The organism is Herbaspirillum sp. GCM10030257, assembly GCF_042666555.1.
In the GTDB taxonomy this organism is placed as follows: domain Bacteria; phylum Pseudomonadota; class Gammaproteobacteria; order Burkholderiales; family Burkholderiaceae_D; genus Noviherbaspirillum.
Genome location: NZ_JBHTDH010000003.1, coordinates 406222 through 432012 on the forward strand (window position 1 = coordinate 406222; position 25791 = coordinate 432012).

Sequence of the window (25791 nt, forward strand, 5' to 3'; positions counted from 1 at the left end):
TCTGTGTGCGTGTAGCGCGCAGATACATTCTATGCAGGAGTGTGCGGGATACGCACGATTTTCCTCACGCGGTTGTAGTAGTTTAGTTGCGTAGCAATGTATGACTACAGCCTGAAATGAAAGGACCCACATGCAACACTCGACAGGAACCGACGGCGGCGGCGAGCGCAAGATCATGGACCAGGAAACTCTGGATTTTGCGCTGAAGATATTCCAGCTGGTGCGCGCCGGGGATACGGCGACGCTTACCTCATTGCTTGATCGCGGTGTGCCACCCAATCTGCGCAATGAGAAGGGCGACAGCTTGCTGATGCTGGCGTGTTACCACGGGCATTTCGATGCGGCGAAAGCGCTGCTTGAGCATGGGGCCGACCCTGAACTGCATAATGACCAGGGACAGACACCTTTGGCCGGTGCGGCATACAAGGGCGACTTGCGAGTTGTGCGGCTACTACTCGACCACGGTGCCCATGTCGAAGGCGCCGCGCCGGGCGGCAAGACAGCGCTGATGCTTGCTGCAATGTTCAATCGCACCGCTGTGGTCGACCTGTTGATTGAACGCGGCGCCAATTTACAGGCGCGTGATGCAAGCGGTCTTACCGCCCTGGATGCCGCACGCATCATGGGTGCCGATGACACCGCTGCCCAACTGGCGCGACCGATGCAATAAATTCGTTGTTCCACCCGCATTTGTCCTGGCTGACAAACTCTGTCTGTTCGAATTTTGCGCTGAGAGTCAACCAACCTGACCTCCCTCCGGAACCTTCTGATTCCCCAAGCTACTCATCGATACACAGCAAGCCAGTCCAATGAAGTTGCAGGACGTGATCTGCGTCCGCCGGGCTGCCATTGTTAGTGTTCTGGAGGTGGTTATGTCTCACGAATCGAATTTAAGAAGGCATGAGGCGCACCGTGAAATGCGTCGGATTCTGGGTGCTGAACTACGAGGGCCGACGCTGGATATGGCCGAGATGCGGTTCAGTGTGACGCGCAAGAACAGTGAACCGCAGCAAGCCATGGAAGCACTGACGATGCTGGCAACCGCCACTCCGCCAAAATCCGATTTGCCATGAACAGGAAGAACCAAAGCTTGACGCGCTCTAGCCATCTCCGAAGGTATCGCAGCGCTTGTATTGGCGGCACAGGATGTGCATGCTGCATATTGCCAGGCGTTTCTTGTTGCGAACCCGAACCTGCAAAGCAGTCATTAAATAAGTCAGGCAGCGCCGACACGCAATAAAAAAGCCCTTGAGGCAATCTCAAGGGCTTTTTCGCATTCTGGCGGAGAGGGAGGGATTCGAACCCTCGATACGCATAAACGTATACTGGATTTCGAGTCCAGCGCATTCGACCACTCTGCCACCTCTCCGTCTTGGTCGTCTTGCGGCGGGTTAGCACCGCAAAGCACGAGATTATAGCAGACATATTCCGACGCCGAATAGGGGTTGCAGCGGATTAATTTTTTGCCCTTTCGACAAAGTCTGGCAAGGTATTTTCTGACGCCACGTTGGCGACACCGCCCGAAAAAGTTTCTTTCTATCATCATCCTGTCATAAAGGTTTATTAGCATTCCGGAGGCAGTATCAAAGTCCCTATCAATAAAAACAAGAAAGCCTGTTTTGAGCCCGCACCCATTTTCGATCGCGCCTGATAACACCCTGGCACAGGAGTATCCGATCAAGACTACCTCCCCGCCCGGCGTACGGCCTGCCGGCGCGATCAACCTGCCTGTTGGCCACTGTCTCGCTCGAAAAGCAGCCAACGACAGGGATGATGACGTGAGCAAACAGCTGGAGAGCAAAGACGTCATGCTGTTATCGCGATTACACGAAATCCTGCATCAGCGACAGCTGACTGCCCTGTTCCAGCCCATCATCAACATGCAACGTGGAGGCATCGTCGGTTATGAAGGCCTGATTCGCGGACCTTCGGATAGCCCGCTGCATTCGCCGATGAATCTCTTCAAAGTCGCCCGCGCGCACCATCTCAGTGTCGAGGTTGAGCACATGTGCCGCCGCGTGGTGCTGGAACGCTTTGCGGAATTGCAGTTGCCCGGCAAACTGTTCCTCAACGTCAGTCCGGAAATGTTGCTGCAGCCGCAGGCGCGGCATGGGGAAACGCTTGGCTACATCGATGAAGTAGGTATCCATCCGGATCGGGTCATCATCGAATTGACCGAGAACCAGCCTACCTATGATTACGACCTGCTGCGCGAAGCGGTAATGCATTATCGTGGAATGGGTTTTCAGATTGCCATCGATGATCTGGGGGAAGGCTTTTCCAGTTTGCGGCTATGGTCGGAATTGCGTCCGGAATACGTAAAAATTGATATGCATTTTGTGCAAGGCATCAATCAGGATCCGGTGAAGCTGCAGTTCGTCCGCTCGATTCAGGAAATCGCCCAGGAATCCGGCACGATCGCGATCGCCGAAGGAATCGAGACACAGACCGAATTGCTGCTGATCCGTGACCTTGGCATTGCCTGTGGTCAGGGCTACCATATCGCGAGGCCACATGCACATCCGGCACCGAATGTCGCCGCCGATATAGTGGCATCACTCAACCGCAATGGTGTGTCGGTCTACCCTTACCGGGCTGCTCTGGAACATAACGTCATCACTGCCACCAAGCTGTTGCGGCCGATACCGCCGGTCTCACCTGCGATGACGAATACCGATGTGTATGAAATGTTCATCGGCGCGCCAGGCTTGCAGATTGTGCCTGTCGTCGAAAACGGTATTCCGGTGGGACTGATCACGCGTCATGATCTGATTGACCGCTTCGCCCGTCTGTTCTCGCGCGACGTCTATGGCAAAAAGCCCTGTACGACTTTCATGGACCCGTCCCCGCTGATCATCGACAAGGACACTAGCCTGCGAGAACTCAGCCGCACCATCGTCGAGGCCGACCATCATCACCTGTCGAACGGTTTCATCATCACGGCCGAAGGTCGATATATCGGCATGGGCACCGGCCAGGACCTGATGCGCGAAATCACGCAGATGCAAATCAATGCGGCGCGCTACGCGAATCCGTTGACCATGCTGCCGGGGAATGTGCCGATCAATGAGCATATCGACCGTCTACTGCAGAGTGGCGTACCTTTCTTTGCGTGCTATGCGGACCTGGACCATTTCAAGCCCTTCAATGATGCGTACGGTTATCGCAAGGGCGACGATGTGATCCAGCTAACCGGCAGGACCTTGGCGGCGCATTGCGATCCCACACGCGATTTCATCGGCCATATCGGCGGCGATGATTTCATCGTGCTGTTTCAGAGCGCAGACTGGGAAGTGCGTTGCCGCAGCATCATGGAGGTAATGGCCACGGCAATTCCCGGGCACTACAGCGCGCAAGACCGTGAGCGTGGCGCCTATGTCAGCGAAGATCGCCGCGGACGGAAGGTGCTCCACCCGTTGATCAGTATCTCACTTGGTGTGGTCCGCGTGGAGTCCGGAAAATTTCTGTCGCATCACCAGATCGCAGCGGCGGCGGCGGATGCAAAAAAACAGGCAAAGAAAATTCCCGGCAACAGTTTGTTTATTGAACGACGCAAGGGATTGGCTCCCGCGACGTGGGGCTAGAGCGCTTTCACCCTGACCGGGCCAGGCGAGGCTGAGGTGATTTGGCTGCGGAACAAGGCGCGCCGACGCGACATGGCGAGCCATGGCAAGGAGGCGCAACGCCGTGCCGCGGGCAAAGCATCCGACATCGTCGGTACGGTCAGGGTGAAAGCGCTCTAGCACCAACCCCACGTAAATCTACCTGTCCTGAGCTTACGCCAGCAACCACGCAAGAGCGAACTGCCCACTTGACCGCTAGCTACAGCCACACGCGGGCACCCGGTTGTTTAAAAACTTATGACGCAGGCGCAAGCTTTTTCAGACCGCCCATGTAAGGCTGCAAGACCTCGGGAATGTCGACGCTGCCATCCGACTGTTGATAATTTTCGAGGACGGCAACCAGGGTCCGGCCAACCGCGAGACCGGAGCCGTTGAGGGTGTGCACCAGTTCCGGCTTGCCTTGCGCATTACGGAAGCGAGCCTGCATGCGACGTGCCTGGAAGGCTTCGCAATTGGATACCGATGAAATCTCCCGATACGTATTCTGGGCCGGCAACCACACTTCAAGGTCATAGGTCTTGGCTGCGCCGAAGCCCATGTCGCCGGTGCAAAGCGTGATGACACGATAAGGCAGACCGAGTTTTTTCAAAATGTTCTCGGCGTGTCCGACCATCTCTTCGAGCGCTTCGTAGGATTTTTCGGGATGAACAACCTGCACCATCTCGACCTTGTCGAACTGGTGCTGGCGGATCATGCCGCGGGTATCGCGGCCATAGCTGCCGGCTTCGGAACGGAAGCACGGTGTATGCGCGGTCATGCGGATCGGTAGTGCATCGGCGGCAACGATTTCGTCGCGCACCATGTTGGTCAGCGGCACCTCGGAGGTCGGAATCAGGTAGAGCGCTTCGCCCTCACCTTCCTGCCCTCCCTTCTTTGTCGCGAACAGGTCGGCTTCAAACTTGGGAAGCTGACCGGTGCCGCGCAGGGAATCGGCGTTGACCATGTACGGGGTATAGCATTCGGTATAGCCATGCTCGGCGGTATGGGTATCGAGCATGAACTGCGCGAGCGCCCGGTGCAGACGGGCAATGCCGCCTTTCATCACCGCAAAGCGCGATCCGGTCAGCTTGGCGGCGACGTCAAAATCGAGTCCGAGCGTGGCGCCGACATCGACATGGTCCTTGACCTCGAAATCGAAGCTGCGCGGCGTACCGACCTTGCGTACCTCCACATTGCCGCTTTCATCCTGACCAACCGGGACTGACTCATTCGGCAGGTTGGGCACGGCGAGAATAAACTCGCTCATCTTCGCCTGGATGGCATCAAGACGTTCGGCCGAAGCCTTGAGCTCGTCGCCAATGCCGGCAACTTCCGCCATGACGGCAGTGGTGTCTTCGCCCTTGCCCTTGAGCATGCCGATCTGTTTGGACAAGGTATTGCGTTTGCCTTGCAGTTCTTCGGTGCGGGTCTGGATCTGCTTGCGTTCAGCCTCCATTGCATTGAAGGCGGCGACGTCCAGCTGAAACTTGCGAGCAGCAAGGCGCGCCGCGACGCTGTCGATGTCTTTGCGGAGGAGTTGGATATCGATCATGAAAGTGCCGGTGTTGATTGCGAAACCGCCATTGTACCAAGCAGGGACCGTCCGGCTTGCAATCGGGTCGCCGAAGGAGCTTGATTATTGCCAAGAAAGCTGGCAGCTCACGAAGCGGCAAGCCGGTTATGGTCCGGCTCGTAGTGCTGCCTTGGCGACCGCCTCGGCCATCGCCGTAGCATCCCCCGTTTTTTCTGCCCGCAGACCCGCCTCCACACCGGCCCGGTTTATTTCCGGCTGGTTCTGGCTGACTTTCCATTTTCCCAACAAGCGGGTGATGCTGATCTCGATGCCGACGAGCGCGGGCAGCAACTTCGCAATGAAGTCGGCCGGTGCATCGCTCACTTGCCAGGATACGGCCCGGTCTGCCTCATGCGCCTGCGTCAGGCGCTCCAGTTGCGCGCGAATCCATGCCGGGTCGTCTATGACACGTAGCGTGCCATACGCATGCACCACCATGTAGTTGTAGGTTGGCACTACTCTGCTGTCCTCAAGTTTGGTCGGATAGAACGACGGACTGATATACGCACGCGGCCCCTGAAATACAACGAGTGACTCGGTCGCAGCCGATGTATCCCGCCACACCGGGTTGCTGCGCGCAACGTGGGCGCGCAAGGTCCCCAGCGGGCCATCGGAAGCGATTTCAAATGGCAAATGATTGGCGTTGAGACCATTGCCTCCGAGTGTCACCAGGGTGCCCAGGGGGTGGTCGTGCATCAGTTGGTGCATGACCTCGGTACGGGTTTCTTCAAATTTGGATGGAATGTACATCGGACTCCTTTATGCAGGTTCGACCAGGATTTGCGATTTCACGGAGTTGGCAATGAAACAGTCTTGATGCGCCTGATGATGCAGGCGGTCGATTTCCTCCGCACCGGGCTGCCGCTCGCCGGCAAACACAATGCGCGGCCGCAGGATAACGCGGGTAACAGCAATCCGGCCTTCTGCATTCTTTTCCATCACGCCCAGTGCATGGTCGTCATAGCTGTCAACAATGAATCCCTGCTTTCCTGCGATCCAGAGAAAAGTCAGCATGTGACAGCTTGAGACCGCGGCGACAAAGGCTTCTTCCGGATCAACCGCCTTAGCAACCGACATCGGCTCGGGTACGACCGAGGGCGATGATGAGGCCGGTACGTCGATGCCGCCGTCAAAACTCCAGCGATGGCCGCGGCTGTAACGGTTGTCGCTGAAAGGCTGCTCTCCGCGACTCCAGGAAATGGTAGCTTCGTAGGTATGCATGATTTCTCGCAATAAATGGCGGTTAAATAGCGAAGTCAAGGTGCATGGGCACGTAAACACTTGGACGCACAGCACCGATAGCGAGAAAGCTTACCTATCGCTCTGGCTTTCTTAAAGTACCAATAAATGGTAATTTAAGAATACCAATTTAAATACCAGCCATGCCATGCACTTAGCCCAGTCACTCGCCACCTTGCGCCTCGATCCCGCCGCATCGACGCCAATGTTTCGCCAGCTTTATGCCGCGATCAAGCAAGCCATTCTCTCAGGCACCCTGGAGCCCGGCGTCCAGCTGCCTCCCACTCGCGAGTTGTCCGAGCTGTTTGGCGTATCCCGGCAAACCATCCTGAACGCCTATGCACAATTGCTGGCCGAAGGTTACCTGTCCGGCGTGGTCGGCAAAGGGACGTTTGTCAGCGCATCGCTGCCTCTCCCGAACCGCAGGCAGCCTCAACCTCATGCGCAGCCGATCCGTCCTCTTTCTGCCCGTGGCGCACGCCTTTCCGGACCTGACGCATATCTGCCCTACCATCAGGGGGCCCCGCGCGCGTTCCGTATCGGCATGCCGGGACTGGACGCATTTCCGTTCGATATCTGGTCGCGACTGGAAGCAAGGCGCTGGAGGCGGCCTTCCCATGAACTGGGATATGGCGATCCGGCAGGCTATATGCCCTTGCGCGAGGCACTGGCAGGCTACTTGCGCGCCGCACGTGGTGTGCAATGCACGGCCGAGCAAATCATCATTACTTCCGGATCGCAGCAAGCGGTCTACCTGATTGCGACCATGCTGCTGATGCCGGGCGACCAGGCCTGGGTGGAAGAGCCGGGGTATCGTGGAATCAATGCATCGCTGAAGGCAGCCGATGCCGCCATCTGTCCGGTACCGGTCGACGGCGATGGCTTGTGCGTCGGCGACGGGATTGCACACTATCCCGATGCGCGACTGGTGTATGTCACCCCCACGCATCAGCTACCGCTTGGCATGACCATGAGCCTGCAACGCCGACTTGAATTGCTGGCCTGGGCCGCAGCCAACAAGACCTGGATCGTCGAGGACGACTATGACAGTGAATATCGCTACGATGGCCCGCCGCTGGCGTCATTGCAAAGCCTCGATAATTCAGGCTGCGTTATCTATGTCGGCACCCTCTCAAAGGTATTGTTTCCCGGCTTGCGTCTCGGCTACATCGTCGCGCCCGTCCAACTGGCCGAGGCCTTTGCGCAGGGCAAGGCGATCCTCGATCGTCACGCGCCACTGGTGCCGCAGGCAGTATTGGCAGACTTCATCAATGAGGGGCATTTTCAGCGGCATATCCGGCGTACGCGGGATATGTATGCCCAAAGGCGCGATGTATTGATTCACTCCCTGCAGGAGCGTTTATCCGACCGCCTGGAATTGGGCACCACTGATACAGGACTGCACCTGCCGGTGATGTTCAGTGAAAAATGCGACGACCACGCCGTCGCCCGGACAGGACTGGAATACGGACTGGAATTGCGCGGGCTTTCTTATTTTTATAATGAACCGGAGGACCGCTCACGAGTCACGCGTGCCTGCGGCCTGCTATTAGGATTTGCGGCCATCCCGCCGGCCGAGATCCGGCGCGGCGTGGACAGCTTGTGCAAGTTGCTGGAGGCGCATTCAGGCAAGCGCCAGCAGGGCCACGCCGGCAGTCGCCATCGCGCCGCCACCAGCACGTAACAACCCTGTCGTGATTGCGCTACGGGCGAACATACCGCTGAGCATGCCTGCCAGATGCAGCATTATTGTGGCAGCGATAAAGCCCGCGCCGTACGCGAACATCGATCCGCCGGCGGGTGCCTCGATGCCATGTGCATAGCCATGCAGAAAACCGAACAGTGCGATGATGGCTGCCCCGGCAACCACTGGCATCCGAACCGCGAAGGCAACCAGCAACCCTAGCAGCGCAACTGAAGCCGCAATACCGGACTCCACATAGTGGAGACTACCGAATTGCATCGCCAGAACTGCGCCCAGTCCCATCATCAAGGGAAAAGCCAGCGGCATCAGCAAGGCCAGAGCACGTTTCTGTTGTGCGGCCCAGATGCCAACCGCCAGCATCGCCAGCAGATGATCCCAACCCGCGAAAGGATGTGACAGACCAACCGCAAAGCTTGCGCTCGCATGATGTGCGCCGGGATGGGCAAAGGCTGGACCGGCCAGCATGGCGGCAGAAGCGATGAAGAGAGTGCAAATCATGAGTGAGCGTGGTCGGTGCAAGATAGTCCTCCATTTACTGGTGCAGGTTGTACTGAAACGGTGCATTGCTGCACTGTCATTGCGCATGTCCTTACCAGATCGGGTCGCGGTCACCTTCTTGGTGCCATCTTCCCATGACACATATCGGCGAACACGTCCCTACCTACTTTGGGAACCACTTTGCGCATTCTTCGGCACTCTCTTAGCAAGACCCGAGCCTGCTCTACATCTTTTCTGTCTCGCCGCTCTTTGGCTGCCACTTCATCAGCCGACGCTCAATCATGCCAACCACGGTATCCAGCACCAGCGCAAATGCAGTCAGCACCAGAATCCCGGCGAACACCGTGTTGATATCGAAAGTGCCTTCCGCCTGGAGGATCAGGTAGCCGACACCGCGTGCAGATCCAAGATATTCACCCACGATTGCGCCGACAAACGCCAGACCGACAGAAGTATGCAGGCTCGAAAATACCCATGATGTTGCCGACGGGAGGTAGACCTGACGCAGCAGCTGACGCTGATTGGCGCCGAGCATGCGTGCGTTCGCCAGCACGACGGGACTCACTTCCTTCACGCCCTGGTACACGTTGAAGAACACAATGAAGAACACCAGCGTTACCGCAAGCGCCACCTTCGACCAGATACCGAGACCGAACCACATCGCAAAGATCGGCGCGAGAATCACCCGCGGCATCGAGTTGGCTGCCTTGATATACGGATCGAAAATGGCTGAAGTCAGCGGCGATAGGGCCAGCCACAATCCAAAGACCAGGCCGAGCAGCGTGCCGATGCCAAAGGCCAGCAGCGTTTCTGTCAAAGTCACCAGCAGGTGCGGATAAATCTCCGCCGGAAAATTCAGGGTAAACCAGGTACTGTCCCCGAGCCCGACCTCCAGGGAACCGCTACCCACTGTGAACCACTGCCAGATGCGCACCATTACCTTGAGCGGTTCACCGAAGAAAAATGCAGCCTTTGGATCGCGGGTCGCGAAGTGCCATATTGCAAAGAATACGATCAGCACGAGGACTTGCCAGATGCGCAGGTTTTTGTGGTTCGGTTTAATGAGGTTCAGCATCGATTATCTGTTTTGTTGATTTGCCGATGACGCAAGGCGATAGGTAGTCGTTACCGCTATTGCTCTTGGTACTCTTATTGCCAGCTTTATCGCTATGCCTTGATTTTCTGCTGCTGGTATCCCTTCAGGACTTCTTCGCGCAGCACATTCCAGATTTGCGCATGCAGCTCCACAAACCGTGGGTGCATGCGGATCTCGGCAACGTCGCGCGGTCGTGGGAGATCGATATGGAACTCACCAATGGGATGTGTTTGCGGTCCCGCAGACAGCACCACTACCCTGTCCGACATGGCAATGGCTTCATCAAGGTCGTGGGTAATGAACAGCACCGCTTTCTTCTTTGCGTTCCACAGATCCAGTACCTCGTTTTCCATTAATTGCCGTGTCTGGACATCGAGTGCCGAGAACGGTTCGTCCATCAGGATAATGTCCGGATCAAGGATCAGCGTCTGTGCCAGTGCCACCCGTTTACGCATGCCGCCTGACAGCTGATGCGGATAGCGGTCACCGAATCCTTGCAGGCCGACCCGGGCCAGCCACTCTTCGCCCAGCCGCCTGGCTTCGGCGTCGCTGACGCCGCGAAACTGCAATCCGGCGACTACGTTCTGCAAGGCGCTGCGCCAGGGCATCAATGCATCGGTCTGAAACATGTATCCGGCCCTGCGATTAATTCCGTCCAGCGGCTCTCCAAATACCTTCACGGTTCCCGTCGAAGGCGCTAGCAAGCCAGCACCGACGTTGAGCAGCGTCGACTTGCCGCAACCTGTCGGGCCGACCACGGAAACGAATTCTCCCGGCGCAATATGCAGGCTGGTGTCAGCAACCGCGGTGTAACGTTGCGAACGGTCGTCTTTGGAAATGAAAGTACAGGAAATGTCGTCGAGAGCAAGCGCTGGTGTCATCGTCGCTGGTGTCATCGTTGTTCATGCCCTTGAGGGAAAACGGCCTGTTCATTTGGATGAAGCCGGTATGGTGGGTTCAATACCATACCGGCTTCAGTTGTCTCTGCTTTTCTGGTCTGGCGGTGCGTCACCTGCTGACCTGCTTGTATTTACTTGTATTTCGCATTCGCCTTTTTGGCAAACTCGTTGGTGTAGGTTTTGGCGAGATCGATATTCTTGCTCGCGACAGCGGTATCGAATGCCTGCAGTGTCTTCAGCGCGGTGGCTGGCCCGGCTTCCGGGATAATGCCGTCAGGTGAGAGTGCTTCACGCACTTTCATGAAAGCATCGATGTACAAGCCACGGTCACCGAGCAGATAACTCTCCGGCACCACTTTGATGATGTCCGATGGACCGGCCTTCTGCAGCCATTTGAGCGCACGCACCATCGCGTTGGTCAGTGCCTGCGCGGTGTTGGGATTCTTTTTCAGGAAGTCCTCGGTGGTATACAGCGTTGCAGCCGGCATCGGTCCGCCGAAAATCTCGTTGGTGTCCTTCAGCGTACGGGTATCGGCCACCACTCTGACGTCATTCTTTTGCTGCAGCATGGTGACGACCGGATCGAGGTTGGCGATGGCATCGATCTGCCCGGAGCGCAATGCGGATATTGCACCAGCCGACGTACCCACACCAATGAAGGAAACGTCGCTCGGTTTAAGCCCGCCCTTGGCGAGCACGAAGTTGGCCATCATGTTGGTCGACGACCCTGGCGCGGTAACGCCGATCTTTTTACCCTTGAGGTCGGCAATGCTTTTGTAATTGGGCATGGTCTTGTTGGAAACCGCGAGGACAATTTGCGGTGCCCTGCCTTGCAACACGAAGGCGGTGATAGGCTGGCCTTTCGCCTGCATGTTGATCGTGTGCTCATAAGCACCGGAGACGACATCGGCACTGCCGCCAACCAATGCCTGCAAAGCCTTTGCGCCACCGGCAAAGTCGCTGATCTCGACTTGCAGGCCTTCATCCTTGAAATAGCCGAGTTGTTCGGCAATAGTCAGAGGCAGGTAATAAAACAGATTCTTGCCGCCAACGGCGATGGAGACTTTGGGTTTCTCCAGCGTTTGGGCAAACAGATTTCCGTTGAAGGTGAGATACCCGGCAAGGAAAAGTGCAAGGGCAATGGCAAACTGCTTCCAGAAGTTCTTGTTCATGATGTCTCCGAATTATTGTTCGCAGTATTCACTGCTTCACGCTGCGTGAGCTTGATTCGCTCCACCGTCGTCCGAACGCGCGAACGCAGGACGCGCGGGTATGACATGTTGTTGCGCACCCTGTCAGACCTCTCAGGATGCGCCGCTAGATGACACGCTCGCGTCTTAGTTGCGCGATCTGCTCATCATCATAACCCAGTGTCTGCAAGACTTCAGCACTGTGCTCACCAAGTCCAGGTCCCATCCATTTTGTCTCGCCTGGCGTTGCGGACAGCTTGGGGGTAATCGCAGGCAATTTGATGGGCGTGCCATCGGCGAACGCGTGTTGTTCGAACATCTGACGTGCGAGAAACTGCGGATCGCTCATCATGTCGCGCACGGAATAAATCTTGCCCACCGGAACGTCCGCGGCTTTCAATATGGCCAGCGCCTGTTCAATGTTTTGGGTACTGCACCATGCCTGTATGGCGCCATCGATCTCGGCAGTGCGCGGCACGCGTCCATCATTGCGGGCAAGCTGAGGATCGTCGGCCATGTCCTGCCGACCGATGGCCAGCATCAGGCGCTTGAAGATGGCATCACCGTTGCCGGCAATCACGATGTTTTCACCGTCGCCCGTGGTATAGGTATTCGAAGGCACGATGCCAGGCAAGGCGCCGCCGGTACGTTCGCGTACTACGCCGGCATGGTCGTATTCGGGCACCAGTGATTCCATCATGTTGAAAACCGCTTCGTACAACGCCACATCGACCATCTGCCCCTGGCCTGCAACGCAATCCGACCCGGTCTTGCCATTCCAGCGGCCACCGCTTACGTCACGATGGCGCAGAGCCATCATCGCGCCGATCACGCCGTGTAACGCGGCCACGGAATCGCCAATTGAAATCCCGATCCGCACTGGCGGCCGATCCGGATGCCCGGACACATAGCGCAAGCCGCCCATCGACTCCCCGATGGCGCCGAAACCCGGCAAATCCTTCATCGGCCCGGTTTGGCCGTATCCCGACAGGCGCACCATGATGGTAGCCGGATTGATTTGCTTCAGATCTTCAAATCCAAGACCCCATTTTTCAAGGACGCCAGGCCGGTAGTTTTCAATAATGATGTCGGCGTCGAGTGCAAGCCGCTTCGCGATTTCCTGACCACGCGCGTCCTTCATATTGAGCGTGACGCTTTTCTTGTTGCGCGACTGCACTGACCACCACAACGAAGTACCGTCTTTCAGAACGCGCCATTGACGTATCGGATCACCACCTTCGGGCGATTCGATCTTGATGACCTCGGCGCCGAATTCGGCCAGCATGCGTGAACAGAACGGACCGGCAATCAGTGTGCCAAGTTCGAGTACCTTGATGCCGGCGAGTGGGCCGCCGGATGTTTTTTTCTCTGTCATATCCCTGAAGCTGATGTCGAGCAGGTGTGCGGTATGCGGGTTGTTTCGGGATACTGGCAAGGGGCGCAGACAACCCATGCGCACCAGCGTGATCTGAATTGATAATACATCGAGTCGAAATCAATTCTGCAGGTTCCGAGGCAGCATCTCGCGGTAGAGTCGTGCACCGTATAACGGTCAAGTCGATCGCCGATCCAGCATGGCGCGTGCGATCGTACCGGCGTCGACATACTCCAGTTCGCCCCCCACAGGCACGCCGCGCGCAAGACGGCTCACCTTGAGACCACGTGCCTTCAAGGTTTCGCTGATGTAATGCGCTGTCGCCTCGCCTTCGTTGGTGAAGTTGGTGGCGAGCACGACCTCTTTGACTATGCCATCTGTAGCGCGTGCAATCAGCTTTTCGAGGTGAATATCCTTGGGGCCGATGCCATCGAGCGGCGAAAGCCGCCCCATCAGCACGAAATACAAACCCTTGAAAGTCATTGTCTGCTCGATCATCAACTGGTCGGCAGGTGTTTCGACCACGCAAAGCAGGGACTCGTCCCGATCGGAATCCATGCACATTTCGCAGAGTTCGTTTTCCGTGAAGGTATTGCATTTGGCGCAGTGATGAACGCGTTCGACAGCCTGCGTTAATGCACGCCCGAGCATGGAAGCCCCATCCCGGTCATGCTGCATCAGGTGGTATGCCAGCCGCTGCGCGGACTTGGGCCCGATACCGGGCAACCTGCGCAGGGCTTCGGTCAGGAATTCAAGGCTGGAAGGCGATTTCACTAAGGTGTCTGTTACCGCAATGAGGTTAAGTCAGGCAGACCCGGGCGCTGAGGCGGGCCTGCTGCGTCCGTCGCCGGATTAGAACGGCAGCTTGAAGCCGGGTGGCAGTGGCAGGCCAGAAGTCATTCCGGCCATCTTTTCCTGCGAGGTGGCTTCGGCCTTGCGGACAGCGTCGTTGAAGGCAGCCGCAACCAGGTCTTCCAGCATGTCCTTGTCGTCGCCCAGCAAGGATGGATCGATGGTCACGCGCTTGACGTTATTCTTGCAAGTCATCACGACCTTGACCATGCCGGCGCCCGACTGTCCCTCGACTTCGATCAGTTCAAGCTGTTCCTGCATTTTCTTCATGTTGTCTTGCATCTGCTGGGCTTGCTTCATCAGCCCTGCCAGTTGGCCCTTCATCATGGTCTAACTCCTGATTGTTGGTGAGATTGTGGTTAACCCCGTCCCGGCGCTTGCGCGCTCAGGCCGGCTTGATCGAACCCGGCACGATTGTCGCGCCGAATTCACGCATCATGGTTTGCACGAAAGGGTCACGCGTCAGGCTTTCCTCCGCCTGACGCTGACGCGCTTCGCGCTCGGCAACAGCCTGGGCATTGGCGGTCTGCTGTACCGTGCCGATTTCTGTGGTCACGCGTACCGTCTTGCTGAAATGCTCCGTCAACGCCGCCGTCAGTTTGTCGACGGCACCGGCCGAACGCAAGGTTTCGAGCGGGATACGCAAATGCATGAGTACTGCTTCGCCCTTATCTTCGCATTGCAACAATTCGCTTTGCTGGGCTAATTGCTGGACAACGCCGCGCAAGGGAAGTGCCGCAGCCAGCACTGGCCAATTGCCATCCCAGTTGAGCGAAGGCATTGGTGTGGATGCAAGTGGCTGTACATCTGCCACCGGCAGTTCCGGTACGACGATGATCGGCGGCTCTTCGAGTACCGCCGTGTCGGATTGGATCAGCGACTGGGACTGGGGCTGAGCCTGGAATTGCGGCTGGGACCGGACTTCAGTTTTTTTTTGAGCGGCGACAGGCAGCGAATCGAATGCCGGCGCATCGCGCCCTGCCGGCATGTCTTCCTCCCATGGCGGCAGGGTGGACGATACCGGTGGAGCTAACGAAGCTGATGGCGTTGATGGTGTTGATGGCACTGGGCGGGCCGGCATCGCTGCCGGCTGCGACTTGCCACCGTTGCGCGCGGCTTCGAGCGCAGCACGGGCCGGGCTGATTCCCGCCGATCTCGCAGGCGTCAAGGCCGGAGCAGCAGAAGCGGAAACCGGTGCGGAGGACATCGGAGTTCGGTTCGCCAATGTGGCTGCCGGACCACTTGCACGCGCCGGGACCGGTGGCGCCGGCGGCTGCGCTACACGTTCCGCTCCGCCCATGCCTGGACGGAAGGCCAGCATGCGCAGCAATGTCATCGAGAAACCCGCGTACTCGTCCGGCGCGAGACTAAGCTCATTCCGCCCATGCACGGCGATCTGATAATGCAACTGGATTTCTTCAGCATCGAACATGCCGGCCAGCCGTAGAATATCCTCACGCTCGGGCACGTCGTCAGGCAAGGCGGCCGGTACGGTTTGCGCCAATGCAAGCCGGTGCAGCAAGGTACCCAAGTCTTGCAACGCCGCGTTATACGACAGGCTTCGGGTCGCCATTTCATCGGCAACAGCAAGCAGGCCTGCGCCATCTTTGGCGGCCAGCGCATCGAGCACCCGGATCAGATAAGACTGGTCGAGCGCACCGAGCATGCCCTGCACGGCGTCAAGCGTCACCTTGCCGGCGGCATAAGCGATTGCCTGATCGGTCAGCGAGAGTGCATCCCGCATGGAGCCATGCGCCCCCTGTGCCAGAAGGCGCAAGGCAGGCGCATCGAATTCAATATTTTCCTGCCCGAGGATGTCCTCTAAATGGCCGACGATGTGGCCGGGGGGCATCTGCTTCAAGTTAAACTGCAGACAACGCGACAATACCGTGACCGGAATTTTTTGCGGATCCGTCGTTGCCAGAATGAATTTGACGTGCTCGGGCGGCTCTTCCAGCGTCTTCAGCATTGAGTTGAAGGCGTGGTTGGTCAACATGTGCACTTCGTCGATCATGTATACCTTGAAACGTGCATTCGACGGTGCATACACTGCCTGCTCAAGCAATTGCGCCATTTCGTCGACGCCGCGATTGGATGCCGCATCCATCTCGATATAGTCGACAAAGCGGCCGGCATCGATGGCGGTACAGGCTTCGCACACTCCACAGGGCTTGGCCGTGATACCTGTCTCGCAGTTCAGCGACTTGGCAAGAATCCGTGAAAGCGTGGTCTTGCCAACGCCGCGGGTGCCGGTAAACAAGTAGGCGTGGTGCAGGCGTTGCTGCTCCAGCGCATGCGTGAGCGCCCGCACGACGTGCTCTTGCCCGACGAGCGTCTCGAAGCTCTTTGGGCGATACTTGCGGGCGAGGACTTGATAAGACATGGTTGCGCTGGCAGTTGGTTGTACCCAGCATTTTACCTGACCTGATGCAAGTTATAGGTTCTGACCTTGTTATGAAAAAAGGATATCCAGAATGCAATGGCCGACACATGAAGTAACAAATCAGGTTCCGGAACTACAGGACTACAATCTTTTCAGCAGCGATGTGGCACTTTCCGCCGGATTGCAGCGCGGTGCCGGTGGCTGGCACGAGGAAAATCTCCGGCGCTTCGGCGCAACACTTGGTACGGAAGAGGTCCTGCGCCTGGGAGAATTGGCGAATCATCACTTGCCCGAATTAAATACGCACGACCGCGTCGGCCGCCGCGTGGACCGCGTGGAATTCCATCCAAGCTGGCATGCATTACTCGGCTTGCTGCGTAATGAAGGCCTGCACTCCCTTCCGTGGTCCGATCCACGGCCCGGCGCGCACGTGGCCCGTGCTGCCGGTTACTTTTTGCAGTCTCAGGTGGAATCGGGTTCCCTGTGCCCCACCACCATGACCTTTGCCTCGATCCCGGTTTTGCAAAATGAACCGCACCTGTTTGCCGTCTTGCGCGACAAGCTTTACTCGCGCGAGCATGACCCGCGAGACCTGCCGCTAGAACAGAAAAAATCCATTCTGATCGGCATGGGAATGACGGAAAAGCAAGGCGGCTCCGATGTCCGGACCAATACCACTACGGCCCGGCCTTTCAGCGGCGAAGGTCGTGGCGCGGAATACCTGCTGACCGGTCACAAATGGTTCTTTTCCGCACCGATGTGCGATGCCCACCTGGTGCTGGCCCGCACCGAAGGCGGCTTGTCGTGTTTCTTCGTGCCGCGCTGGCGGCCTGACGGCAGCAAGAACGCGATACTGGTCCAGCGTCTCAAGGACAAGCTTGGCAACCGCTCCAACTCCAGCAGCGAGGTGGAATTTCAGGACGCCTATGGCGTGATGGTTGGCGATGAAGGCCGCGGCATTCCCACGATCATCGAAATGGCAAACCACACCCGCCTGGATTGCGTGATCGGTAGTGCCGGCCTGATGCGCCAGGCCTTCGTACAGGCGGCACACCATGCACGCCATCGCAAGGTCTTTGGCCGAATGCTGGCCGAGCAACCGCTGATGCGCAATGTATTGTCCGACCTGGCGCTGGAGAGTGAAGCGGCAACAGTGCTGATGCTGCGCCTCGCCCAAGCTTTCGAATCACCGACCGACCCACTGGAACGTGCGTGGCGTCGTGTCGTCACACCAGCGGCCAAATTCTGGATCTGCAAGCGGGCGCTGGAATTTACCGGCGAATGCATGGAAGTCTGGGGTGGCAATGGCTATGTCGAGACGGGTCCGATGGCGCGCCTGTATCGCGAAGCACCGGTGAATTCTATCTGGGAAGGTTCTGGCAACGTGATGTGTCTGGATGTACTGCGCGCGATCGAGAGGGAGACGGAAGGGTTCCTGATGCTGCTCGATCACTTTAGCGAGGTGGCAACCGGCCATGCCGCCTTGTCAGGACTGGTGTCGTCCTTGCGCAAGGACCTGGCAACACCACCCGAACAGCGGGAAATGCTGGCACGCCGCTTTGCACAGCGTCTGGTACTCGCGGCGCAAGCTTGCCTGATGCTGCAGTCAGCACCGGCCGATATTGCCGATGCATTCATTACCAGCCGAGTGGATGCCGAATCCGGCCGCGTGTACGGTACCTTGTCGGCTGCCGCCATGCAGCAGGCGATTCTGGAGCGCGCATGGCCGGAGCGGCAAACATGAGTCGGCAAAGGCAAACGTGATCTGTTACAGCGGACCTGGAAATAAGGAAGGGAAAGACTTGGAAGGTAGAAGGGGCGAGCCTTGTCTGCGGCACTTGCGGGAAATGGCTGTGGCTGCTTCGTTCCCGACCTGACCAGGTTGGCCATGCCACAATGCGCAGGGGCCCGCCGACTTGTATTTTAACAGCAAAGAAGACGGATCGTCTTCCTATTTCCGGGCGTTGCCGGATCAACAATCCATCCGGATTCCCTAAAACGCGACTGCTCATTTCAGCACATTGCGATCGTATTCCGATTGCGCTCCGCCCTCCTCTGCTTCAAATCAAATCCCGAGCTCACTCCAGATCCGGTCGACCTTCGCCTTTACCTCGTCTGTCATGCGTATCGTAGTGCCCCACTCGCGACTGGTCTCGCCCGGCCACTTGTTGGTGGCGTCGATGCCCATCTTGCTGCCCAGTCCGCTCACCGGCGATGCAAAGTCGAGATAATCGATCGGCGTGTTATCCACCAGTGTGGTATCCCGCGAAGGGTCAACCCGCGTCGTGATGGCCCAGATAACTTCTTTCCAGTCGCGGATATTCACGTCTTCGTCGACGACGACAATGAACTTGGTATACATGAACTGACGCAGAAAGCTCCAGACGCCGAACATGACGCGTTTCGCATGGCCCGGATACGCTTTCTTGATCTGGACAACCGCCATCCGATAACTGCAGCCTTCGGGCGGCAGGTAAAAATCGGTGATTTCCGAAAACTGCTTTTGCAGCAAGGGGACAAATACTTCATTGAGCGCGACACCGAGAATGGCGGGCTCGTCGGGCGGCTTGCCCGTATAAGTGGAGTGATAAATCGGGTCGCACCGCATGGTAATGCGATCGATCGTAAAAACCGGGAACCAGTCCTGCTCATTGTAATAGCCGGTATGGTCGCCGTAAGGTCCTTCCAGCGCGTGTTCATAGCCGCTGGGATGCGACGTGTCAGGGTAGATATGGCCTTCCAGGACAATTTCCGCCGATGCCGGAATGCGCAGCTCGCTACCGATTGCCTTGACAAGTTCGGTTCGGCTGCCGCGCAGCAAACCGGCAAACTGGTATTCCGACAGGCTGTCCGGCACCGGCGTTACAGCACCAAGAATGGTCGCCGGATCCGCGCCGAGAGCGACAGCAATGGGATAAGGCTGACCGGGATTAACAATTCCGTGTTCACGGAAATCCAGCGCGCCGCCACGATGAGCAAGCCAGCGCATGATGACCTTATTGCGCTCGATGACCTGCTGGCGATAGATGCCGAGGTTCTGACGCTTCTTGTGCGGCCCCTTGGTAATGACCAGTCCCCAGGTGATCAACGGCGCGATATCGCCAGGCCAGCAATGCTGGATCGGCAGCCGGCTCAGATCGACATCATTACCTTCCCAGACCACGTCCTGACATGGCGCGGAACGATGCTCTTTGGGCGCCATGTCCCACAGCGACTTCACCATCGAACCCAGGCCTAATACATCCCGCAGTCCCTTGGGAGGTTCCGGCTCCTTGAGGCTGGAGAGTACATGCCCGATCTTGCGCAACTCGCCAACATCCTCTGCCCCCATCCCAAGGGCGACGCGTCGCGGCGTCCCGAAAAGGTTGCCGAGGACCGGCATGGTGTGTCCTTCAGGTTTGTTGAATAACAGTGCCGGACCGCCGGCGCGCAGCGTGCGGTCACAGATTTCGGTCATTTCCAAATACGGTGAAACCGGGGCAGATACCGCTTTAAGTTCGCCCATTTGTTGCAGTTGGGCAATAAAATCTCGCAAATCCGAATATTTCATGATTTTTCACAAAGTTTGAGACTTGCCTATGTTTGTAGAATGCAAGCCCAAGTAATTGATTTTATTAGGGTTCTGTTGCGTTGCAGCGAGATTGTCAGATCTAGAAGTAATAAAGACAGCGTTTGTTAGTATTGACTCGATATAAACACACCCCTAAAATTCGCCCAACTTGACGAGCATGCTTTCCGGCAAAGGAACTGCCACTTGATTGCTCGCCACTCACGGGATCGGGGTCCCACATGACATTTTAAGGAGTGTTTTCAAAAGGCTTCCGCCTTCTCCCCCGAAAAATTTGCTTGCCACTGCCGGGCGCCATAGAGCCGCCTACAGTCTGAGGCAAGCAAATCCGACGACTGTTGCCAGCGCCGCGCGCGGTCACAGTCGATTATCTGATTCACGGCAAACTCAAGGGTCTACAAGGTCTTGTAGTGGGCTCTTCGCTTGCCGCGACGATTCAGGAGGTGCAATGTTACATCTATTTATGAGGGCGACAACAGGTTTCGCCCAACGCAAGGCAAGCCAATCCGCTGCCTGGGCGGTGTTCGCTCGCGACACGGTAAGTGGTTTCCTCACAACCGCCCACCATACCTTGATGGTCTTGGGTATCATCGCGATCGCCGCACTCGGCATCATGTTTGTCAAACCTGAAATCGCTGACCAGCTCAAGGAATTGTCGCCATTCGCCGCAACGGAAGACACCACGCTCCCGGTCGCAGCGCTTGATGCCAAAGCATCATCGGCAACACCGACTGCGCCGGCTGCATCCGCTGCGACTGCCGCATACGCATCGGCCCAGCCTTTAGGCGATACCGATGTCAATGCCAATCTCAATACCGGTAACACCAAGCAACAGCAATGGGTCACCACCTGGTTGGCCAAGCGATATCGGGTGGCCGGCGACGCGACCAATATGCTGGTTTCCGCCGCATACATGACCGCAAAGGAAATCAAACTCGACCCCCTGCTCATTCTTTCGGTAATGGCGATCGAGTCGGGCTTCAATCCTTTTGCCGAAAGCCCGGTTGGTGCGCAAGGCCTGATGCAAGTCATGTCAAAGGTTCACCATGACAAATTTGCCGAACTTGGCGGCGTCAAGGCTGCCCTCAATCCGATTGCCAATATCCGTGTCGGTTCGTTGATCCTGAAGGATTATGTGCAGCGCGGTGGTTCGGTTGAGGCAGGCCTGAAAATGTACGTGGGCGCCGGCGCTTTCGCCTCCGATTCTGGCTATGGTGCTAAAGTGCTTGCCGAGTACCGTCGACTGAAGGAAGTCGCCATGGGCAAACAGGTACCTATCTTCACGACGTCAGCCAGTGCGGCGCCGGCCAAGCCGAAACCGGCTGAGCCCAAAGTAGAAGAGGCCGCAATCGAATCCCCGTCCTCCCCTTTACAAGATGGTCTTCCGCCAGTCAAGACAGATCAGGTCGCAGCACTATAAGCACGGATAGATACAACGCTGTAAAACTAAAAAGGAGCCTTTCAGCTCCTTTTTTATTTGCTACGCAAAGATGACTCGCCACTTCCGGTCTCAGCGGCGTGCCGCAAAAAACTTTTCAAGACGCACCACGGCTTCCTTCAGGTTTTCCATGGATGTCGCATAAGACAAGCGAATGTACTGACGAGCCGTGTAAGGACCGAAGTCCAGGCCAGGCACCAGCACTACGCCGGCTTCATGCAGCATGTCGATGGTTAGCTGGTCAGCGTCGTCAGACAACGCAGAACAGTCCGCGTAGACATAGAACGCCCCGTCCGGGGTGACCGGCACCCGAAAACCAAGCTGTCGCAACGCAGGGACAATAAAATCACGACGTCGCTTGAATTCGGCTTTACGTTCTTCATAGATTGCAATGGCTTCAGGGGTAAAGCAGGCAACTCCGGCGTGCTGCGCAATGCTGGACGCGCAGATAAACAGATTCTGCGCCAGCTTCTCAATAGCCGGTACCATGGCATCAGGCACCACGAGCCAGCCGAGACGCCATCCCGTCATGTTGAAGTACTTCGAGAAACTGTTAATGACGATGACGTCCTCGCCCAGCGACAATGCCGAAAATGGCTTTTCGTCATAGGTAAGGCCCTGGTAAATCTCGTCAACGATGGTAAATCCATTCTTTTCGCGTACCGTTGCCACGATGCGGCGCAGTTCGTCATGCGGAATCGAGGTACCGGTGGGATTCGAGGGTGATGCAAGCAGCACACCACGCGTTGACGTGTTCCAGTGTTCGCGCACCATGCCATCCGACAGCTGGAAGCGATGTTCCGGTCCACTGGGAATCATCTTCGCGTGCCCCTCAAATGCTGCGACAAAGTGCCGATTGCATGGGTAGGATGGATCCGGCATCAACACCTCTGCGCCTTTCTCAACCAAGGCAGCGCAAGCCAGCAGCAGTGCGGCCGACGCACCAGCGGTCACAATGATGCGTGAGGGCGCGACGTTCAAGCCGTAAACACGCTGGTAATGTGCGGCAATCGCTTCGCGCAAGGCCGGAATCCCGGTCGCCGAGGTGTACTGCATCTTGCCGTCGGACATGGCGCGTGTCGCGGCGTCGATTACAGGTTGCGCCGCCGTGAAGTCGGGCTCGCCGATTCCCATGTGGATAATCGAACGACCCTGGCGCTCAAGTTCGGTTGCTTTCTTCGCCAGTTCCATCACATGGAATGGCGCGATGTTGGCAAGTCGGGAAGCCAGAAGTGGATTCATTGCGATGGATGATATCGAGGTAATGCTGTGAGTTTGGTCTGTCTGAGCATTGAACAAGGATAGGAACGGTTGCGGACTTTCACAACCTGCGCTTCGCTACGCGAAACGCCGAACGACGCATCGCGTTGCAGTACTGCCCTAATCTGGCTGCCTTAGCGTTTGCGGGCGTCGTCGACTTCGACGTTACGTACCTTGGCGGCGAACTTGTCGAGCACACCATTGACATATTTGTGCCCGTCAATACCGCCAAAGGATTTGGTCAGTTCGACCGCTTCATTGATCACGACTTTGTACGGAATTTCAATGTGATTGGCGAGCTCATAAGCGCCGATCAGCAGAGCAGCATGTTCGACAGGGGAAAGCTGTTCGATAGGACGATCGATCAATGGCGCAAGATTTTCGCGCAGGGTCGTCGCCTGCTTGATTGAGCCGTGCAGCAAGGCATTGAAATGGTCGGCATCGGCCTTGTCGAAACCATGGGCTTCGCGAATGTTGGCATCGATTGCGCCGGCATCCTCATTGGCGAGCAGCCATTGATACAGGCCTTGCAACGCGAACTCGCGCGCGCGGTGCCTCGGCGTGCGGTTCTTGTTCGGATTGGCATGCGCTGTCTTCTGGTTCATGTCTTACTCTTCCTCGGTGACGTCGGCGAGCTCTTCCAGCGCGATCGACAGGTTCGCCATTTCAATGGCGACACGAGCGGCATCCGTGCCCTTTTCCGCCATCCTTGCTTCGGCTTGCTCGTCGGTATCGGTAGTCAGGACGGCATTGGCGATCGGAATACCAAAATCCAGTCCAACGCGCGTAATCCCGGCACCGGACTCATTGGATACCAGTTCGAAGTGGTAGGTTTCACCGCGAATCACTGCACCGATGGCGATGAGAGTATCGAACTGCTGGGTTTCGGCCATTTTCTGCAGGGCCAGAGGAATTTCCAGAGCGCCGGGCACCGTAACATGCAATACATCTTCGTCGGCAACGCCGAGATGCTTCAGTTCCGCCAGGCAAGCGGACAACAGGCCGTGACAAACGTCTTCGTTGAACCGGGCCTGCACAATACCTACGCGCACACCTTCTCCGCTCAAGTTCGATTCGTATGTTCCTACGGTCATGGTGATTCCTTTATGCGCAATCGCGCTCAATGAAACTGCTGCCTTGCATCGGACGCCTCGAACTGTCGTTGCGTTCGCCACAAGGGCGGTTATAAATTATTTGACTACGGTCCGAGTGGACGAAGTCGCTTCTTGGTTCTTTTGCTTGCGCTTAATTTTCGGGTTTTGCCTGATAACCGATCACTTCAAGGTCAAATCCAGTCATTGACGGCATCTTGCGCGGGCTTGCCAGCAGTTTCATCTTGCCGACGCCGAGATCCTTGAGGATCTGTGCGCCAATGCCATAGGTACGCAGATCAAGCCGCGATCCCCGTGGTTGCGGCACGGCGTCCGGATTGTTGAGCGCATCGAACTGGGCAAACATTTGATCCGCGGATTCCTCGCAGTTCAGCAGCACCATGGCACCACGCTCAGACGCCTGAATCGCGGCCATTGCTGACGCAGTGTTCCAGGAATGCGTCGTGGTGCGCGTTTCCAGCAAATCGAGGATCGATACCGGTTGATGCACCCGCACCAGGGTTTCCAGGTCCGGGGCAATGTCTCCATGTACCAAAGCAAGGTGAGCGCCGCCACTGGGTTTGTCACGGTAAGCGATGGTGCGGAACGGTCCATGCGCGGTATGCATTACGCGTTCGGCCACCCGCTCGACGATGCTCTCATTCTGGCTACGATAATGAATCAGGTCAGCGATGGTGCCGATCTTCAAGCCATGTTCCTGTGCAAATTCCATGAGGTCCGGCAACCGTGCCATGGTGCCGTCGTCCTTCATGATTTCGCAAATCACTGCGGCGGGTGTCAGACCGGCAAGCTCCGCGAAGTCGCAACCTGCCTCGGTATGTCCGGCACGCATGAGTACGCCACCCTTCTGCGCCTTCAGCGGAAATATGTGTCCAGGCTGAACGATATCGCTGGGTTTGGCGTTCTTGGCGACTGCAACTTGCACTGTCCGTGCACGGTCGGCGGCAGAAATGCCGGTAGTTACGCCTTCAGCCGCTTCGATTGATACCGTGAAATTGGTGCCGTAGGATGTCCCGTTGCGCGTGGTCATCATCGGCAGGTTCAACAGATTGCAGCGCTCTTCCGTCAGCGTCAGGCAAATCAGTCCACGACCATACTTTGCCATGAAGTTGATGGCTTCCGGCGTGACAAACTCCGCCGCGAGCACCAGGTCGCCTTCGTTCTCACGATCTTCCTCATCGACGAGGATGACCATACGGCCGGCGCGCAGCTCGGCAATGATTTCTTGTGTTGTTGAAATAGCCATGACTAAGATCCTATGTAGCCTGCTATTTTAAAGGATTTAGGCTGCTTCCAACTTTCAGAGCCGAAACAAATCCGAACAAACGCCATCCGAAAACCGGCTGGCGCAGGCAGGACCGGCCGGTCTGAACTTCAGGCCTTGAGGCTGAGCATGCGTTCTACGTAACGCGCAATCAGGTCGATTTCAAGGTTGACCTTCGATCCGGCTTTCAAATGCTTGAGCGTGGTCACTTCAACAGTATGGGGGATCAGGTTGATCGAAAATTCGCAAGCTTGGGCGGTATCTGCGACCCGATTGACCGTCAGCGATACGCCGTTGACGACAATCGAACCCTTGTAGGCCAGGAATTTTGCCAAATCACGAGGCGCTTCGACAACCAGTTCCATGGATTCACCTACCGGCTCGAATTTGCGTACCACGCCGAGGCCATCGACGTGTCCGGAGACCAGATGCCCGCCCAACCGGTCTGCCAGTGTCAGCGCTTTTTCCAGGTTAACCTCTCCGACTGCATCTAGGCCAGCGGTACGGTTCAGGCTTTCACGCGACACATCCACCGTGAAGCCGTTTGCAGTCTTGCTGACGACGGTCATGCAGGCTCCATTGAGTGCGATCGAATCGCCAAGAGCGACATCTGCCATCGGTAAACCGCCAGCATCGACAGTGAGACGTACTCCGGCGTCAGATTCGCTGCCCAAAGGCGTAATCGAAGAAATTTTGCCGACCGCGGCGACGATTCCGGTAAACATGGTCTGAATCCA

The 25791-nt window shown here is 57.1% G+C and carries 24 protein-coding genes, 1 tRNA gene and 1 other RNA gene; 7 read left to right on the forward strand and 19 right to left on the reverse strand.

What is annotated here, in order from left to right; genetic code table 11:
• Positions 1-175: 175 nt before the first annotated feature.
• Together ACFQUU_RS06580 and ACFQUU_RS06585 are read left to right on the forward strand one after the other, a co-directional pair.
• Positions 176-670 (forward strand): ankyrin repeat domain-containing protein, encoded by a 495-nt coding sequence (locus tag ACFQUU_RS06580; protein WP_382244590.1) that lies wholly within the window; start codon positions 176-178, stop codon positions 668-670.
• A 139-nt stretch (positions 671-809) separates the two neighbouring features.
• Entirely contained in the window at positions 810-1073 is a 264-nt protein-coding gene (locus ACFQUU_RS06585; RefSeq protein WP_382244415.1) for a hypothetical protein, read from the forward strand.
• Positions 1074-1279: 206 nt separating this feature from the next.
• Here ACFQUU_RS06585 and ACFQUU_RS06590 read toward each other — a convergent pair.
• Positions 1280-1369, reverse strand: a tRNA-Ser gene (locus ACFQUU_RS06590).
• 439 nt (positions 1370-1808) lie between these two features.
• Here ACFQUU_RS06590 and ACFQUU_RS06595 point away from each other — a divergent pair.
• Entirely contained in the window at positions 1809-3584 is a 1776-nt protein-coding gene (locus tag ACFQUU_RS06595) for a GGDEF domain-containing protein (RefSeq protein WP_382244593.1), read from the forward strand.
• A gap of 36 nt (positions 3585-3620) precedes the next feature.
• Positions 3621-3743 carry a hypothetical protein gene (locus tag ACFQUU_RS06600; protein WP_382244418.1) on the forward strand — a complete coding sequence of 41 codons (123 nt, stop codon included), beginning with the start codon at positions 3621-3623 and terminating at the stop codon, positions 3741-3743.
• Positions 3744-3858: 115 nt separating this feature from the next.
• On the opposite strand, the gene serS is transcribed toward ACFQUU_RS06600, so the two are convergent.
• The 3 genes from serS to ACFQUU_RS06615 form a co-directional block, all read right to left on the reverse strand.
• Positions 3859-5154: a serine--tRNA ligase gene (gene serS, locus ACFQUU_RS06605; RefSeq protein ID WP_382244421.1), complete on the reverse strand. Its 1296-nt coding sequence runs from the start codon at positions 5152-5154 to the stop codon at positions 3859-3861.
• 126 nt (positions 5155-5280) lie between these two features.
• Positions 5281-5925, reverse strand: coding sequence for an FMN-binding negative transcriptional regulator (locus ACFQUU_RS06610; RefSeq protein ID WP_382244424.1), 645 nt, complete (start codon positions 5923-5925; stop codon positions 5281-5283).
• Between the two features lie 9 nt (positions 5926-5934).
• A complete protein-coding gene (locus tag ACFQUU_RS06615) occupies positions 5935-6396 on the reverse strand; it encodes an OsmC family protein (RefSeq protein ID WP_382244427.1) in 462 nt (153 codons plus the stop codon).
• Between the two features lie 166 nt (positions 6397-6562).
• Between ACFQUU_RS06615 and ACFQUU_RS06620 the strand changes: the two genes are divergently transcribed.
• Entirely contained in the window at positions 6563-8098 is a 1536-nt protein-coding gene (locus ACFQUU_RS06620; RefSeq protein WP_382244430.1) for a PLP-dependent aminotransferase family protein, read from the forward strand.
• Here ACFQUU_RS06620 and ACFQUU_RS06625 read toward each other — a convergent pair.
• The 8 genes from ACFQUU_RS06625 to ACFQUU_RS06660 form a co-directional block, all read right to left on the reverse strand.
• Positions 8039-8617, reverse strand: coding sequence for a HupE/UreJ family protein (locus ACFQUU_RS06625; RefSeq protein ID WP_382244433.1), 579 nt, complete (start codon positions 8615-8617; stop codon positions 8039-8041). The genes ACFQUU_RS06620 and ACFQUU_RS06625 overlap by 60 nt on opposite strands.
• Positions 8618-8840: 223 nt before the next feature.
• On the reverse strand, positions 8841-9692 hold the full coding sequence (locus ACFQUU_RS06630) for an ABC transporter permease (RefSeq protein WP_382244435.1): 852 nt from the start codon (positions 9690-9692) through the stop codon (positions 8841-8843).
• Positions 9693-9784: 92 nt separating this feature from the next.
• Complete coding sequence (locus ACFQUU_RS06635; protein WP_382244596.1) at positions 9785-10594, reverse strand: ABC transporter ATP-binding protein; 810 nt, start codon at positions 10592-10594, stop codon at positions 9785-9787.
• Between the two features lie 149 nt (positions 10595-10743).
• A complete protein-coding gene (locus ACFQUU_RS06640; protein ID WP_382244438.1) occupies positions 10744-11784 on the reverse strand; it encodes an ABC transporter substrate-binding protein in 1041 nt (346 codons plus the stop codon).
• Between the two features lie 145 nt (positions 11785-11929).
• Complete coding sequence (locus ACFQUU_RS06645; protein WP_382244441.1) at positions 11930-13177, reverse strand: CaiB/BaiF CoA transferase family protein; 1248 nt, start codon at positions 13175-13177, stop codon at positions 11930-11932.
• Between the two features lie 177 nt (positions 13178-13354).
• The gene (gene recR, locus ACFQUU_RS06650) at positions 13355-13951 is read right to left on the reverse strand and encodes a recombination mediator RecR (protein WP_057290538.1); all 597 of its coding nucleotides are present in this window, start codon (positions 13949-13951) and stop codon (positions 13355-13357) included.
• 78 nt (positions 13952-14029) lie between these two features.
• The gene (locus tag ACFQUU_RS06655; RefSeq protein ID WP_057290539.1) at positions 14030-14356 is read right to left on the reverse strand and encodes a YbaB/EbfC family nucleoid-associated protein; all 327 of its coding nucleotides are present in this window, start codon (positions 14354-14356) and stop codon (positions 14030-14032) included.
• Positions 14357-14414: 58 nt separating this feature from the next.
• Positions 14415-16412: a DNA polymerase III subunit gamma/tau gene (locus ACFQUU_RS06660; RefSeq protein WP_382244445.1), complete on the reverse strand. Its 1998-nt coding sequence runs from the start codon at positions 16410-16412 to the stop codon at positions 14415-14417.
• A 91-nt stretch (positions 16413-16503) separates the two neighbouring features.
• On the opposite strand from ACFQUU_RS06660, the gene ACFQUU_RS06665 reads away from it, so the two are divergent.
• A complete protein-coding gene (locus tag ACFQUU_RS06665; RefSeq protein ID WP_382244448.1) occupies positions 16504-18156 on the forward strand; it encodes an isovaleryl-CoA dehydrogenase in 1653 nt (550 codons plus the stop codon).
• Positions 18157-18226: 70 nt separating this feature from the next.
• On the opposite strand, the gene ffs is transcribed toward ACFQUU_RS06665, so the two are convergent.
• Positions 18227-18325, reverse strand: an RNA gene (ffs, locus tag ACFQUU_RS06670) — signal recognition particle sRNA small type.
• A gap of 152 nt (positions 18326-18477) precedes the next feature.
• Positions 18478-19962, reverse strand: a complete 1485-nt coding sequence (ubiD, locus tag ACFQUU_RS06675; RefSeq protein ID WP_382244451.1) for a 4-hydroxy-3-polyprenylbenzoate decarboxylase — start codon at positions 19960-19962, stop codon at positions 18478-18480.
• Positions 19963-20428: 466 nt separating this feature from the next.
• Here ubiD and ACFQUU_RS06680 point away from each other — a divergent pair, with 466 nt between their 5' ends.
• Complete coding sequence (locus tag ACFQUU_RS06680; RefSeq protein ID WP_382244454.1) at positions 20429-21400, forward strand: transglycosylase SLT domain-containing protein; 972 nt, start codon at positions 20429-20431, stop codon at positions 21398-21400.
• Between the two features lie 90 nt (positions 21401-21490).
• Here ACFQUU_RS06680 and ACFQUU_RS06685 read toward each other — a convergent pair whose 3' ends face one another.
• The 5 genes from ACFQUU_RS06685 to ACFQUU_RS06705 all read right to left on the reverse strand — a co-directional run bounded on the left by ACFQUU_RS06685 (position 21491) and on the right by ACFQUU_RS06705 (position 25779).
• Entirely contained in the window at positions 21491-22660 is a 1170-nt protein-coding gene (locus ACFQUU_RS06685; protein ID WP_382244457.1) for a pyridoxal phosphate-dependent aminotransferase, read from the reverse strand.
• Positions 22661-22812: 152 nt separating this feature from the next.
• A complete protein-coding gene (nusB, locus tag ACFQUU_RS06690) occupies positions 22813-23283 on the reverse strand; it encodes a transcription antitermination factor NusB (protein ID WP_057290545.1) in 471 nt (156 codons plus the stop codon).
• Between the two features lie 3 nt (positions 23284-23286).
• The gene (gene ribH / locus ACFQUU_RS06695) at positions 23287-23772 is read right to left on the reverse strand and encodes a 6,7-dimethyl-8-ribityllumazine synthase (RefSeq protein WP_382244461.1); all 486 of its coding nucleotides are present in this window, start codon (positions 23770-23772) and stop codon (positions 23287-23289) included.
• A gap of 151 nt (positions 23773-23923) precedes the next feature.
• Complete coding sequence (gene ribBA / locus ACFQUU_RS06700) at positions 23924-25036, reverse strand: bifunctional 3,4-dihydroxy-2-butanone-4-phosphate synthase/GTP cyclohydrolase II (protein ID WP_382244464.1); 1113 nt, start codon at positions 25034-25036, stop codon at positions 23924-23926.
• 128 nt (positions 25037-25164) lie between these two features.
• Positions 25165-25779, reverse strand: coding sequence for a riboflavin synthase (locus ACFQUU_RS06705; protein WP_382244467.1), 615 nt, complete (start codon positions 25777-25779; stop codon positions 25165-25167).
• Positions 25780-25791: the final 12 nt, after the last annotated feature.